We start from the raw sequence: 14,238 nt of genomic DNA on the forward strand, positions 1-14,238 counted from the left end.
TGCGACAGAAACGTGAACTGGATCTGATGAATTCCAGCGGCGAGGCTGATCGTCATGACGCTCGCAGGTCTTTTCGTTCCTCTGGTCACCCCGTTCACGGCCGACGGCGCACTCGCCGCGGACGCGCTGGAGCGGCTCGCCCGCCAAGTCCTCGACGACGGCGCGACCGGCCTGGTCGCGCTCGGCACCACCGGGGAGCCCGCGACTCTGACCGCCGCCGAGCGCGCGGAAGTGATCGCCGTCTGCGCGCGCGTGTGCCGGGAACGCGACGCGCCGTTGATCGTCGGCGCCGGATCGAACTCGACGGCGGCCTCCGTCGAAGCCCTCGCCGGTCTGGATCCGCGCGCCACCGCGGCGCTCACCGTGGTCCCGTATTACACGCGCCCTTCCGAGGCGGGCGTGCTCGCGCATTTCCGCGAACTCGCGGCGGCCTCTCCCGCGCCGCTGATCATCTACCACATCCCCTACCGGACCGGACTCTCCCTGGGGACCGCGACACTCCTCGCGCTGGCCGACCTGCCCAACGTCATCGGCCTGAAGCATGCCGTCGGCGCCGTCGACGACGCCACCGTCACGCTGATGGCCGCCCGGCCCGCCGACTTCGCCGTACTGGCCGGCGACGACCTGTTCGCCGCGCCCCTGCTGGCCCTCGGCGCGTCCGGCGCGATCGCGGCCTCGGCCGCCGTGCACACTTCGTCGTTCGCGGCGATGGTCGCCGCGTGGCGCTCCGGTCCGGTCGATGTGGCGCGGACGCTCGGTCACCGGCTCGCGGTATTGTCGGCCGCGTTGTTCGCCGAACCCAACCCCGCGGTGATCAAAGCGGTGCTCGCGGCGCAAGGCCGCATACCGAGCCCTGCGGTACGGTTGCCTCTGCTGCCCGCGAGCGAGGCAGCGACTCGGGCCGCCTTGGTCGCGCTGGCGGAATTTCCGGCAACGGGAACCCGTAATGACTGGTATTGCGGCCGTGAAGGTGCCACGCTTAAGCGGTGACACAACCTCCGGATACCCAGGCGGCTGGGCCCGACCCGGCCACCGACAAACTCGACGCGGCCGTCTTCAAGGTCGCCGGCGTCGTGGTGCTCGGCGCGATCATGTCGATTCTCGACATCACCGTCGTCAGCGTCGCGATCCCGACCTTCCAGCGCGAGTTCGACACGAGCTACGCCATCGCGGCGTGGACGATGACCGGGTACACGCTGGCGCTGGCCACCGTGATCCCGCTGACCGGATGGGCGGCCGACCGCTTCGGCACCAAGCGGCTGTACATCATGGCGCTGACCTTCTTCGTGCTCGGCTCACTGCTGTGCAGCACGGCGTGGAACATCGAATCGCTGATCGCGTTCCGCGTGATCCAGGGCCTCGGCGGCGGCATGCTGATGCCGCTCGGCATGACGATCATGACCCATGCGGCCGGTCCGCAGCGGGTCGGCCGGGTGATGGCGGTGCTCGGCGTGCCGATGCTGCTCGGCCCGATCGGCGGCCCGATCCTGGGTGGCTGGCTGATCGAGAACTTCAGCTGGCACTGGATCTTCCTGATCAACCTGCCGATCGGCGTGATCGCCTTGACGCTGGCGTTCATCGTGCTGCCAAGCGACAAGCCGGAGCCGTCCGAGTCGTTCGACTTCATCGGCATGCTGCTGGCCTCGCCCGGCCTTGCGCTGTTCCTGTTCGGCGTCTCCTCCATCCCGGAGCAGGGGACGGTGCTCGCGGCGCGGGTGCTGATCCCGGCCGCCATCGGCGCGGTGCTGATGGTCGCGTTCGTGTTCCACGCGCTGCGCACCGAGCACCCGCTGATCGATCTGCACCTGTTCCGCAACCGCGCGCTCACCTTCGCGGTGCTCACGATGGTGCTGTTCGCCATCGCGTTCTTCGGAGCGGGTCTGCTGCTGCCGACCTATTTGCAACAGGTGCGCGGTGAGTCGGCGCTGCAAGCCGGTCTGCTGATCGCGCCGCAGGGCATCGGCGCGATGCTCAGCATGCCGATCGCGGGCCGTTTCGTGGACAAGATCGGCCCGGGCAAGATCGTGCTGGTCGGTATCACGCTGATCTCGATCGGGACGGCCTACTTCGTCCAGCTCGACGCGGACAGCTCGTATCTCCCCATGATCGGCGCGCTGTTCGTGATGGGCCTCGGCATGGGCTGCACCATGATGCCGATCATGACCGCGGCGATCCAGACCCTCACCCACCAGCAGGTGGCGCGCGGGTCGACGCTGATGAACATCGTCAACCAGACCGCGGGCTCCATCGGCACGGCGACGATGTCGGTGGTGCTGACCAACCTGCTGAACAACCAGCCGCTGGCGCGCCCGGCGATCGCGGCCAACTTCGATCCCAGCTTGGCGAGCCAGCTTCCGCCGGGCGCCGTCGAAACCGGTCTGCAGCAGGCCGCGGAGGCGTTCAGCCACACCTATGTGGTGGCGCTGGTGCTGATCGTGCTCACCTTGATCCCGGCGTCCTTCCTGCCGCGGACCAAGCCGAAGAACCCGCAGGGGGCCGACGCGGCGACAGTGGTGCACGCCTAGCGGTAGGTCCCGGGATCGCCTGCCGATCCCGGGACCTACCGCCGTAGGGGCCGGGCGGATGCCGCCGCGGCCCCTATTTCTTGCCGTGGGCAAGGCCTGCGGTGGGCCGCCGCCGCGCCTCGCGGAGGAACGCCAGGACGGCCGGGCTCGCCACCAAGCGGAATTCGTCGAAATACGCGTGCCGTGCGCCCTCGATCAGATGTAGTCGCGCGTCGGGGATGCGCTCGACCAGCAGGGGAGCGTTCGCGACGGGATTGAAGCGGTCCTCCGTGCCGTGCACCACCAGGGTGGGAACCCGTATGTCCGGCAAAACATCCCACGCATCGTGCTTGTTGCTCGCGTACAGATGCCTGCGCTTCGCGTAAACCGGCATGGCCGGGTCGCCGAGCGTGTTGTACGGGCCGGACGTGCTCGCCAGCCAGGCCGGGGTGTACATCAGTTCCAGTAGAGCCTGTCGCGCGGCGGCCGGGTCACGCTGCGCGAGCGACCTCCTGACCTCGGGACCGCGTTCGAATGCGTGCTTGCCGCCGGGGGAAGTGCAGCCGAGCACCAGGGAGTGCACCCGGTCCGGATGGCGCGCGGCCAGCCACTGCGCCACCCGCCCGCCCATGGACGTGCCGTAGACGGCGGCCCGCCGCACGCCGAGGTCGTCGAGTACCGCGACCACGTCGTCGGCGAATCCCCGCGTGCTGTACACCTCGTCGGGCTTGTCGCTGTCGCCGGTGCCGCGCCAGTCGAGTGTGATGGTGCGGTGCCCGGTCTCGAAGTCCGCGCGGATGCCGTCCCACCAGTGGTGGGTGTTGGCCTGACCGGCGAGCAGGACCAGCGCGCTGCCCGTGCCCGCCACTTGATAGGCGAGGCGAACTCCGTCGGCCGCCGTTGCGTAGGGCACCTCTACGAAATCCTTTCGTTCAGCGATCGCCGCGAAGCCCGTCGAAGACGATCTCCAGGCCGCGCCGCCACGACGGCGAGCCGGTGGTCTCGCCGAGCAGCGACAGCGCCCACATCAAGTTGACGACATCCTCGTCGGTCGCGTCGGCGCGCAGCGCGCCGGCATCCCGGACGCGCGCGAGCACCGCCGACAGGTGCGACATCCCGCGATGACAGGCCTCCGCCAGTTGAGCCGCCGCAGGATGATCCCCGGTGAACGCCTCGAGCAGTCCGCGATCGGCGGTGAGCCTGTTGAGCAGGTCTTCCACGAATCCGGTGAACGCCGTCCACGCGTCCGGTTCGGCCGCCGCCCGGGCGGCGATCTCGTCCACCGCCGCCAGCCGGGGCGGCAGAAGGGCATCGATCAGGGTGTCGCGGGTGGGGAAGTGGTTGTACAGCGTCCCGATACTGACGCGGGCGCGCCGCGCGATCTCCTCCAGCGAGCCGTCGAGGCCCTGCTCGGTGAGCACTTCGGCCGCTGCCCGCAGCAGATTGTCGCGATTGCGAGCGGCGTCCCGGCGCAGCGGTTTGGTCACGCGATCATCCTACCGAACCTGAGGCATGCCTCAGATTCTGTGCTACGGTGATAAATCGAGGGGGGCCTCAAATTAAGGAGAACGCATGGCGGATCAGGGAACAGCGGTGATCGTCGGTGTCGGCCCCGGCCTCGGGATGTCGATGGCCCGGCGCTTCGGACGGGAAGGGTTCCGCGTCGCGCTGATCTCGCGCAGCGATGCACGGCACGCCGGGTACCTCGCGGACCTGGCGGAGCGTGGTGTACACGCCACCGCTCACGTCGCGGACGTCACCGACCGGTCGCGGCTCGGCGTGGTACTCGGCGACATCCACAAGGAGGGACCGATCGGAATGGTCTATTACGGACCCGGTTCCACGCAGCGGCCCGTGCCGATCACCGACATCGACGCGGCCACGGCGCGATCGGCGTTCGAGTGGGTGTGGCCCGCGGTCGACGTGGTGAGCGACGTGTTGCCGGGCATGCTCGATCGCGGGAAAGGCGCATTACTTTTCGCCGGCGGGCTCTCCAGCGTCCGCCCCATGCCCATGCTCGGCCACCTCGCCCTCGCCGCGGCGGCACTGCGCAACTACGCGCTCACCTTGAACGCGGCATTGGCCGAGCGCGGTCTCTATGCGGGCACGCTCACCATCGGCGGACTCGTCGAGCGCGGGGACATCCACGCGATGGTCACCGCCGACCCGGCGCGCTTCGGCAGCGCGGACGGCCACACTCTCGATCCGGACGACTTGGCCGATACCGCGTGGGGCATGTATCGCACCCGCGACCGCGCCGAAACGATCTTCGACGCCATCGGCGTATGACGGCGGAGGTCAGCCGTACAGGGCGATGAAGCGGTCCAGGGAACGTTCGATATCGCCCTTGACGGCGCGGGCCACACCGGATCCGATGGGGCCGAACAGCGGCGCGCCGCCGAGTTCGATGTCGACGGTGACCTCCGAACCGGAGCCCTTCGGGGCGACGAGCAGCTGCAACCCCAGTTTGGTGCCGCCTTTGCCCGCGCCGGTCAGTCGCAGGCGGCGCGGCGGCTCGGCGGCCCGCACGGTCCAGGTGACCCGGTTGCGCAGGCCCTTGACCGAGGCGATGCCGACCAGTTGGGTGCCGACGGTCAATTCTGCGGGAACCTCGCCGCGCCACGCTTCGTGCATGGTCAGCCATTTGTCGAGTTCGGCGAGGTTGGAGGTGTGCGTCCAGGCCTCCTCGGGCGAGATCGGGACGTCGACCGAGACCTTCAGCTTTGCCATGGGCGCATGGTATCCGGCTCCGGTGTCCGGTCGGTGGCGAGGCAGGCCGGTCCGGGCGGACTCCCCGCACAGCGGTGGACGCTACTTCGCGGAATCGAATTCGAGCACCCGCCAATACATTTGTTGATGCGTCAGCGAACGGCCGTTCCGCCTGTTCGGCTCGGCCGCCGTGGGCGTTCGGGGCCTCCGCGCCGCCCCCGCGCTTCCGGTGCTGGTCCGACGCGCGGGCCCATATGCAGGACAAATGGTCCACGGGTTGCGCGGCAGCCCAACATTATTGCGCAGCTATGTCGCGATCCGCGGCACCTATCGTCCCAGTTCCGGGAATCCGGAAAGTGTCTGTGGGATCGGCAGAGAGTTCGTTGGAATGCTGCTAATGTGCGAATGGTCGGGTTCTGGTTACCGTTCGGACACGATCCGGGCGGTCGGCGATTGACATGTAATCGCCTGTCCTGCGGGCACTGTGCGGTAGGCGCTCTCGGTGAGCGCCGGTGCCGTCGTGGGATTTCCGGTACTCCGACGCGGACCCCACCGACCGGTCCGTTCATGGTCGGCAGGCGAGGGAAGGCGAGCGAAGCAGGATGGCAGTGGGCCGATTCCTCGAGACCAGTCAACGACGAAAGAACTGATGAATCAAGATATCGCCGTGGTGCTTTCATGGATCCTCGCCGTCGCTTTGGTGATCGCCGTAGCGGGGGCGTTGTACGCAGTACAGTATGCCAGGGCTCAGCGGGCCAAGCTCGAGGCTCTGGCCAGGGAACAGCGCGCGACGGAGGACACGCTCGAGCGGTTCGCCGCCACTACGCTACCCGCGGTGGCCGAGTCGATCCGCCGGTTCGAGTCCCAGGTGCCCCCGGTCGAAGTCCAGGCGGGCATGGAGAATTCGCGGCTCGCGCAGATCCTGCGGTGGATCTCCGAGCGGTATGCCGACGATCTGAGCCTGATGCGCTCGGAGACCAGGGAGCTGACCAACAACGAAGGACAGCAGGCGATCAAGGCGGCCGAGGAGGCCGCGCGCAACGAGGTCGCCTCCGCATCGCGCCAGGCGACCAGCGCCGCGGTCCGCTCGTTCGGCACCTCCGTGGTCAGCCTCGGCGCCGACGTCAGCCAGGTGGTGAGCGCCGCGCTGCGTGAGCATCGCGACGATCAGGTGTACGAAACCCTCACCCGCATCGACCACACGGTGCAGCAGATGATCCGCCAGGCGCAGTCCTACGTGATCGTCTGCGGTGGTCTGCCCGGCCGCCGCTGGCCCGCGCAGACGCTGACCGACGTGGTCGGCGGCGCCATCGGCCGTGTCCGGGAGTACCTGCGGGTGCGGCCCAACCAGCTCGACCGTGTCGTGATCAGCCGCGCGGTGGAACCGCTCGTGCACACACTGGCGACCTTGCTGGACAACGCGTTGCGGTACTCGCCGCCGACTTCCTACGTGGACGTCAACTTCCAGGAGGGTCACCACGGCGTCACCGTCATCATCGATGACGCGGGCGTGCGGATGAACGCCGAGCAGATGGAGGAGGCCCGCCAGGTGCTCGCGCATGAGCGGCCCGTCGACATCCACCAGCTCGGCCCGTCGCCGAAGGTCGGCTTCCCGGGCATCGCCGCGCTGGCCCGCCGCTACGGCTTCACCGTCTACATCGACGGCCCGAACGTCTACGGCGGCATGCGCGCGATGGTCTACATCCCGGAGTCGCTGCTGGTCACCCCGCAGAACGTCCAGGAGGTCGCGCCCGTGACCGAGGCAAAACCGGAGCCGGTCACGGTTCCCGCGCAGGACGCGCCGAGCGAACAGCCCGGCGAGAACGAGCCGTCGCTGTCGGTGAGCGAGATCACCAGCGGCGGGCTACCCAAGCGGCGACGCAGGACGGTCGCACTCGCCCCGGTCGGGCCGCGCACCGAACCCGGCCTCGCTCGCCCCGAGGTCGCCGCAGCTTGGCATACCGGCTCCAAGAGCGGCCGCGCCGCCGCATCTGATGACACGGAAGGGATGACATCCTGATGGCCACACCCGTGACCGACAGCAGCAACAAACTGGGCTGGCTACTCGAAGATCTCAGCATCACGGGTGTGCGGTTCTCGGTGTTGCTGTCCGACGACGGCCTGCGGATCGCGCACTCCACGGGGATCGCCCGCGACGAGGCGGAACGCTTCGCCGCCGCGGCCTCCGGCCTGCGTTCGCTCGGTAAGGCGCTCGGCGAATTCTGCGGTGACGCCACGAACGGCGTGCGGCAGAACATCACCGAGTACGACCAGGGGATGATCCTCATCACCGCGGCAGGCGAGGGCGCGCTACTCGGCGTCGCGACCACCAACGACATCGACGTGGGCCTCGTCGCCCACCGGATGAACGAGCTGGCAGGCCGGGTCGGACGCGAGCTCGGCAGCCAGCCGCGCAGGCGCGTTGACGGCAGCGAAATGCCATGATCGAGCGCAGCGAGCGAGTCAGAGGTACTGCGCCGCTGGGCAGCACGGAGCCGAGCGAGAGCGAGGTGCCGTCATGAGCAAGCCGCGGCGCGATCCGGACCTGGTCCGGGCTTATGTGCGCACCGGAGGGCGTACGCGCCCCACTCGCGAGCTGGACCTGGTTACTTTGGTCCTGACCGCCAAAGATCCACTCCCCGGCGCGTCGCCCGATGCGCGCCGGGTCATGGCCCTGTGCAGCCGTCGGGGTGCGCTGTCGATCGCGGAGATCGCTGCGTACCTGGACCTTCCGCCGTCCGTCGTGAAGATCGTCGCGTCCGATCTCATGGACGGCGGGCACCTGGTCACCCCCACCCCGGCCGAGTCCCTGCCGGAGATCGCTCTGCTGGAGGAGGTACTCAATGGGCTCCGTGCTCTCGCCGTCTGATCGCGCCGTCGATTACGTGCCGGAGACCGTGACCCGCTCGGTGAAACTGCTGGTGGCCGGCAACTTCGGTGTCGGCAAGACCACGTTCGTGAGCAGCGTCTCGGAGATCAAACCGCTGCGCACCGAGGAGACCATCACCGAAGCCAGTGTCGGCGTCGACGACATGGCGGGGCTGCCCGGCAAGTCGCAGACCACGGTCGCGATGGACTTCGGCCGCATCACGCTCAGTCCCAAACTGGCGCTCTACCTGTTCGGCACTCCGGGTCAGCAGCGTTTCGTCCCCTTGTGGGAGGAGCTGGCCCGCGGTGCGCTCGGCGCGCTCGTGCTGGTGGACACCCGCCGCATCGAGAAGTCCGACGAGGTCCTCTCGGTGCTGGAGGAGCGCGGCGTCCCGTATTCGGTCGCCGTCAACCAGTTCGAAGGCGCCCGGCCCTACCCGCTCGACGAGGTGCGCGATGCCCTCGACCTGGAACCCGGGACTCCCCTGACGTCACTGGACGCCCGGGATCGAGGCACGTGCCTGCGTTCGCTGATCACGCTAGTCGAATTCTTGTTCCACCGTTTGGAGTCTCGCATTTGACCACGTCCCAGTCCTCGACCCACCCCGCGCACCTATCCAGCGGCGCCTGCCCGGTCGCACACGGATCGCCGATCGACACCGACGGTCCCAGAATTCCGCTCTATGCCGAGGGATTCGCGGCCGACCCCCACGGGATCTACCGGGAAATGCGCAGGCGCCACGGTTCGTTGGTCCCGATCGAACTGTCGCCAGGGGTGCCCGCCACGCTGGTGATCGGCTATCAGGAAGCCGTGCGGATCCTCAACGATCCCGAGCACTTCCCCGCCGATCCGCGCATCTGGCAGAAGAACATCCCCGAGGACTCGCCCATCCGTCCGATGATGGAGTGGTACCCGAACGCGCTGCGCAACAGCGGCGCGGCGCATGCCCGCTACCGGGGCGCCTACGTCGCGAGCATCGACGCCATCGACCTGCACGAGGTGCACTCGATGGTAGAGCGCATCGCGATTCCGCTGATCAACACCTTCTGCCAGGCGGGGTCCGCCGATCTGGTGACCCAGTACGCGTTCCCGCTCGTCTTCGAAGTGCTCAACCGGATCGTCGGCTGTTCGACGGAACTGGGGCAGCGGGTCGCCACCGGCATGGCGATGCTCTTCGACACCGTCGAGGCGGCCAAGGGCATGCAGATGCTCTCCGAGGCGCTGATGGAGCTGATCCACCAGCGCCGCGCGGAGCCGGGCGACGACGTCACGTCCCGGTTGGCGCATCACCCGGCCCGCCTCGACGACGAGGAGATGCTGTCGAACCTGATCAGCCTCTACGGCGCCGGGATCGAGCCGCAGCAGAACCTGATCACCAACACCCTGCTGCTGATGCTCACCGACGACCGTTTCGGTGGCGACATGCTCGGCGGCGCGCTGTCGACGCGTGACGCGCTGGACGAGGTGTTGTTCAACGACCCCCCCATGGCGAACTTCTGTATCACCTATCCGCGCCAGCCCATCCTGATCGACAACGTCTGGTTGCCCGCGCACCAGCCGGTGCTGATCAGCCTGGCGGGGTGCAACAACGATCCGGCGATCCGCGGCGGCGACCGCACCGGTAATCGCTCGCATCTGGCGTGGGCGGTCGGCCCGCACGCCTGCCCCGCGAAGTCCGTCGCGTCCGTGGTCGTGCAAGAAGCCATCGACCAGCTGCTCGACGCTCTCCCCGAAATGCAGCTGGCCGTGCCCGCGGACGAAGTGGTCTGGCGGCCCGGCCCATTCCACCGGGCGTTGGCGGCCCTGCCGGTCGTCTTCCCCAAGTCCCCTCCGTTGAACATGGTGTAAGGAGAAGCGTCCGATGTCGCAAGAGCCGATAGTCTTGGATCTGACCGGTTCCGATATCCAAGGCGAAGCGGCGCGGCTGCGCGAGCGTGGGCCGGTGGCCCTGGTGGAACTGCCCGGCGGGGTGCCGGCGTGGTCGATCACCGATGCCGTCGTGCTCAAGAGCCTTCTGGCCGACCCGCGCGTCTCGAAGGATCCCAGGCAGCACTGGGCCGCGTTCATGAACGGCGAGATCACCGAGGAGTGGCCGCTGCACCCGTGGGTGGCGGTCGACAACATGTTCACCGCCTACGGCGCCGAGCATCGGCGGCTGCGCAAGCTGGTCGCCCCCGCGTTCACGCACCGTCGTACGGTGGCGCTTCGACCGCGCATCGAAGCGATCACCGCCGAGTTGCTCGACCAGTTGGCCGCGACCCCGCGCGGCACGGCCGTCGATCTGCGTGAGGGTTACGCGTATCCGGTGCCGATCCAGGTCATCACCGAGCTGATGGGTGTGCCCGAGCACCTGGGCCCAGGCGTGCGGAAATGTGTCGACGGATTCTTCGACACCTCGTTCGGTCCGGAGGAGGCCCAGGCCAACTACCTGGAGATGTACCGGCTCGTCAGCGAACTGGTGGCGTACCGGCGGGAGGCGCCCGGCGACGACATCACGAGCGTCCTGATCGCCAGCCGGGACGAGGAGGACGGCTCACAGCTGACCGAGAAGGAACTCGTCGACACCTTGATGCTGGTCATCAACGCCGGGCACGAGACGACGGTGAACCTGCTGGATCAGGCCATCTTCGCGTTGCTCACCCGTGCGGACCAGCGCGCCGACGTGGTGGCGGGGCGGATCCCTTGGTCGGATGTGGTGGAGGAGTCGCTGCGCTACGAGGCGCCGGTCGCGCACCTGCCGCTGCGCTACGCCGTCGAGGACATCGACATCGCCGACGTCCGTATTCCCAAGGGGGAGGCGATCCTGGCCTCCTACGTGGCGGCCAACCGCGATCCGAAGGTGCACGGTCCGAACGCCGACCAGTTCGACCCGCGGCGCTCGGTCAAGGATCATGTGGCCTTCGGTTACGGGGCGCATCATTGCCTGGGCGCGCCGCTGGCCCGGATGGAAGCCGAGATCGCCCTTCCGGCCATCTTCCGGCGCTTCCCGGACATGCGCCTCGCGGTCGATCCGTCCGAGCTGGGCACCGTGCTCAGCTTCATCTCCAACGGTCATTCCGAGCTGCCGGTGTTCTTGGAGGCGACGGAGTAGGTCGGCCGGGAAGAACATCTCGATCACACCCGGCATGGGCGCTCGGCTGTCCCGCGCCGGGACTCGACAGCCCGCGTGTCCCCCGGGGATACGCGGGCGGAGGTGTTCCACCGTCGGCGTACGCACTTGGGAACACGCACGATCGCACCGTTTCGGCACACGAGATATGCTCTGCGGCAGCGGAATTCGACGTAGTGTCGAATTCGCGACGCTCACATGGCAATTCGCTTCCCGGGCTTCGGGACGCTTGTCGTGTGCCCACCCTGCTCGTCGAACGTTCCGACTTTGGAGTCACGTTTTGACCCACCCACAGTCCTCGACATCGTCCTTCTCCACCGGCTGCCCGGTCCCGCACGGTTCACCGGTCGGCTCCGACGGACCCCGGGTCGCGTTGTACGCGGACGATTTCGCGGCGGACCCACACCAGGTCTATCGGCAGGCACGCGCGAGATACGGTTCGCTGGTGCCGGTGGAGCTGTCTCCCGGCGTGCCCGCGACGCTGGTGATCGGGTATCACACCGCGCTGCGCATTCTGAACGATCCCGACCATTTTCCTTCCGACTCGCGGACCTGGCAGCAGACCGTGCCCAGTGACTGTCCGGTCCTGCCGCTGCTCGAGTGGCGTCCGGCCGCGATTCGCAACTCCGGCCTTGTGCACGCCCGGTACCGGCAGGCCATCGTCGCGGGCATCGATGAGATCGATCAATTCGCGCTGCGCAATACGGTGGAGCAGATCGCCGCTCCGCTGATCAACACCTTCTGCGCAGACGGCTCCGCCGACCTGATCGCCCAATACGCGTTCCCTCTGGCCTTCGCCGTGATCAATGCGATGCTCGGCTGCCCGCCGGAGATCGGGCAGCAGGCGGCGATGGGACTGGCCGCGATGTTCGAAGGGGTGGATGCCGAGCGGGGCAACGCGATGTTCAACGACGCGATGGCGAACCTGGTGACGCTGAAGCGGTCCCATCCCGGCGACGACATCGTCTCCCGGATGTTGCGGCACCCGGTCGATCTCGATGACGCGGAGATGGTCCAGCAGGTGCTGATGCTGTACGGCGCGGGCATCGAGCCGCAGCAGAACCTGATCATCAACACCCTGCGACTGATGCTCACCGACGAACGTTTCGCGGGAGACTTCCTCGGTGGCAGCCTTTCGACCCGCGACGCGCTGGACGAGGTGCTGTTCACCGACCCGCCGTTGTCGAACTACTGCGTCACCTTCCCCCGTCAGCCGATCCTGATCGACGGCGTCTGGCTACCCGCGCACCAGCCGGTGGTCATCAGCATGGCCGGATGCAACAACGACCCGGCGATCCACACGGGGCGGTACACCGACAATCGCGCTCATCTCGCCTGGAGCGTCGGGCCGCACACCTGTCCGGCCCGGTCGGTGGCCTATCTGATCGCCCAGGACGCCATCGATCAGCTGCTCGACGCGCTGCCCGAGATGCGGTTGGGTGTTCCTGCCGAGCAGCTGACCTGGCGCCCGGGTCCGTTCCATCGATCGCTGACCGCCCTGCCGGTCCTCTTCCCGGAATCACCGCCCCTGCCCGTCTATGTCCCGCAGCCGGAGGGGAGCGCGGCGCAGTAGCCGTGCTCCGTCCGGCAAGCCGCCGTCGCCGCGTTCCCGTCCAGAAGGAGGTTGCCGCTCAGAGGTCGTCGTGCACACAGCTGATGAGGGTGTGCGCCGGCCTGTCACCGATCCCCACGCATCACGCCGACCTTCGCCGTCGCGGCGCGCACGCGCCCGGTCGATCGCGTTCGTCGCATGTTCGTTCCTCTGGAGTTTCGTCTTTGACCACGCCACACTTCCCGCCGTCCACTTCCGCGAATGGGTGCCCCGTCTCGCACGGCTCGCCGATCGACACCAGCGGCCCTCGTTACCCGTTGTATTCGCAGGAATACGCGGAAGATCCGCACAACGCGTACCGCGAAATGCGCCGCCAGTTCGGTTCGCTCGTTCCGATCGAGCTGTCGCCGGGCGTGCCCGCCACCCTTGTGATCGGCTACCACACCGCGCTGCGCATCCTCAACGATCCCGACCATTTCCCGGCCGATCCGCGGATCTGGCAGAAGGACATTCCGGGCGAGTGCCCGGTCCTGCCGATGCTGGAGTGGCGGCCGAACGCGCTGCGAAGTTCGGGTCTCGAGCATCTGCGCTACCGCCAGGCGAACGTCGCCAGCATCGCCGGGGTGGACCTGCACGCGCTGCACGGAACCGTCGAGCAGATCGCCATCCCGCTGATCAACGCCTTCTGCGAGGACGGCGCGGCGGATCTCATCAGCCAATACGCGTTCCCGCTCAGCTTCGCGGTGCTCAATGCCATGCTCGGCTGTCCGGCGGACATCGGCCAGCAGGTCGCGACCGGTATGGCCGCCATCTTCGAAGGCGTCAACGCGGACAAGGGCAACGCGATGCTCACCGACGCGCTGTTCGAACTCGTGCAGATGAAGCGCAAGGACTCCGGCGACGACATCACGTCCAGGCTGTTGCAGCATGAGGCCGGGCTGGACGACGTCGAGATGATCCACCAGCTGGTCACGCTCTACGGCGCGGGCATCGAGCCGATGCAGAACCTCATCGTCAATACCTTGCTGCTGATGCTCACCGACGAACGTTTCGCGGGAGACTTTCTCGGCGGCAGCCTCTCGACGCGCGACGCCCTCGACGAGGTGCTGTTCAACGACCCGCCGATGGCGAACTACTGCGTCAGCTTCCCGCGCCAGCCGATCCTCATCGATGATGTCTGGCTACCCGCGCACCAGCCGGTGCTGATCAGCATGGCCGGATGCAACAACGACCCGGCGATCGGCGTCGGGCAGCGCACCGACAGCCGTGCCCATCTGGCGTGGAGCGTGGGCCCGCACGCCTGTCCCGCCCGGTCGGCCGCGTACCTGGTGGTGCAGGACGCGATCGATCAGATCCTCGACGCCTTGCCCGAGATGCGGTTGGGCCTGCGGCCCGATCAACTGAACTGGCGGCCAGGACCGTTCCACCGCGCTCTGGTCTCCCTGCCGGTCGTCTTTCCGAAATCCCCTCCACTGACCGTCTTCTAAGGAGTCAT

General features: G+C 67.9%; 14 protein-coding genes. 11 read left to right on the top strand and 3 right to left on the bottom strand.

What is annotated here, in order from left to right; translation table 11 throughout:
- Positions 1-54 precede the first annotated feature (54 nt).
- Together dapA and ACFV2O_RS17565 are read left to right on the top strand one after the other, a co-directional pair.
- Positions 55-990 carry a 4-hydroxy-tetrahydrodipicolinate synthase gene (gene dapA / locus ACFV2O_RS17560; RefSeq protein WP_379252692.1) on the top strand — a complete coding sequence of 312 codons (936 nt, stop codon included), beginning with the start codon at positions 55-57 and terminating at the stop codon, positions 988-990.
- Entirely contained in the window at positions 987-2,525 is a 1,539-nt protein-coding gene (locus ACFV2O_RS17565) for a DHA2 family efflux MFS transporter permease subunit (RefSeq protein WP_355076580.1), read from the top strand. Before dapA ends, ACFV2O_RS17565 begins: the two co-directional genes overlap by 4 nt.
- Positions 2,526-2,598: 73 nt before the next feature.
- Here the strand turns inward: ACFV2O_RS17565 and ACFV2O_RS17570 are convergent, their stop codons facing one another.
- Both ACFV2O_RS17570 and ACFV2O_RS17575 read right to left on the bottom strand, forming a co-directional pair.
- Entirely contained in the window at positions 2,599-3,417 is an 819-nt protein-coding gene (locus tag ACFV2O_RS17570) for an alpha/beta fold hydrolase (protein ID WP_379252693.1), read from the bottom strand.
- A gap of 19 nt (positions 3,418-3,436) precedes the next feature.
- Positions 3,437-3,991: a helix-turn-helix domain-containing protein gene (locus tag ACFV2O_RS17575; protein WP_356965396.1), complete on the bottom strand. Its 555-nt coding sequence runs from the start codon at positions 3,989-3,991 to the stop codon at positions 3,437-3,439.
- Between the two features lie 85 nt (positions 3,992-4,076).
- Here ACFV2O_RS17575 and ACFV2O_RS17580 point away from each other — a divergent pair, with 85 nt between their 5' ends.
- Complete coding sequence (locus ACFV2O_RS17580; RefSeq protein ID WP_379252694.1) at positions 4,077-4,793, top strand: SDR family NAD(P)-dependent oxidoreductase; 717 nt, start codon at positions 4,077-4,079, stop codon at positions 4,791-4,793.
- A gap of 9 nt (positions 4,794-4,802) precedes the next feature.
- On the opposite strand, the gene ACFV2O_RS17585 is transcribed toward ACFV2O_RS17580, so the two are convergent.
- Entirely contained in the window at positions 4,803-5,234 is a 432-nt protein-coding gene (locus tag ACFV2O_RS17585) for an SRPBCC family protein (RefSeq protein ID WP_379252696.1), read from the bottom strand.
- A 628-nt stretch (positions 5,235-5,862) separates the two neighbouring features.
- Here ACFV2O_RS17585 and ACFV2O_RS17590 point away from each other — a divergent pair.
- The 8 genes from ACFV2O_RS17590 (at position 5,863) to ACFV2O_RS17625 (ending at position 14,230) form a co-directional block, all read left to right on the top strand.
- Positions 5,863-7,233, top strand: a complete 1,371-nt coding sequence (locus ACFV2O_RS17590) for a sensor histidine kinase (RefSeq protein WP_364435667.1) — start codon at positions 5,863-5,865, stop codon at positions 7,231-7,233.
- A complete protein-coding gene (locus ACFV2O_RS17595) occupies positions 7,233-7,658 on the top strand; it encodes a roadblock/LC7 domain-containing protein (protein ID WP_355076570.1) in 426 nt (141 codons plus the stop codon). Before ACFV2O_RS17590 ends, ACFV2O_RS17595 begins: the two co-directional genes overlap by 1 nt.
- Before the next feature lie 73 nt (positions 7,659-7,731).
- A complete protein-coding gene (locus tag ACFV2O_RS17600) occupies positions 7,732-8,082 on the top strand; it encodes a DUF742 domain-containing protein (RefSeq protein WP_039805398.1) in 351 nt (116 codons plus the stop codon).
- A complete protein-coding gene (locus tag ACFV2O_RS17605) occupies positions 8,057-8,662 on the top strand; it encodes an ATP/GTP-binding protein (RefSeq protein ID WP_039805400.1) in 606 nt (201 codons plus the stop codon). The genes ACFV2O_RS17600 and ACFV2O_RS17605 overlap by 26 nt, the downstream gene beginning before the upstream one ends.
- A complete protein-coding gene (locus tag ACFV2O_RS17610) occupies positions 8,659-9,930 on the top strand; it encodes a cytochrome P450 (protein WP_379252697.1) in 1,272 nt (423 codons plus the stop codon). The genes ACFV2O_RS17605 and ACFV2O_RS17610 overlap by 4 nt, the downstream gene beginning before the upstream one ends.
- Positions 9,931-9,943: 13 nt before the next feature.
- Positions 9,944-11,173, top strand: coding sequence for a cytochrome P450 (locus tag ACFV2O_RS17615; RefSeq protein ID WP_356965393.1), 1,230 nt, complete (start codon positions 9,944-9,946; stop codon positions 11,171-11,173).
- Between the two features lie 298 nt (positions 11,174-11,471).
- Complete coding sequence (locus ACFV2O_RS17620; protein ID WP_355076565.1) at positions 11,472-12,764, top strand: cytochrome P450; 1,293 nt, start codon at positions 11,472-11,474, stop codon at positions 12,762-12,764.
- 203 nt (positions 12,765-12,967) lie between these two features.
- Complete coding sequence (locus tag ACFV2O_RS17625) at positions 12,968-14,230, top strand: cytochrome P450 (protein ID WP_379252698.1); 1,263 nt, start codon at positions 12,968-12,970, stop codon at positions 14,228-14,230.
- The last annotated feature ends 8 nt before the right edge of the window (positions 14,231-14,238 follow it).

This window comes from Nocardia sp. NPDC059691, assembly GCF_042733915.1.
GTDB classification, from domain to species: domain Bacteria; phylum Actinomycetota; class Actinomycetes; order Mycobacteriales; family Mycobacteriaceae; genus Nocardia; species Nocardia sichangensis.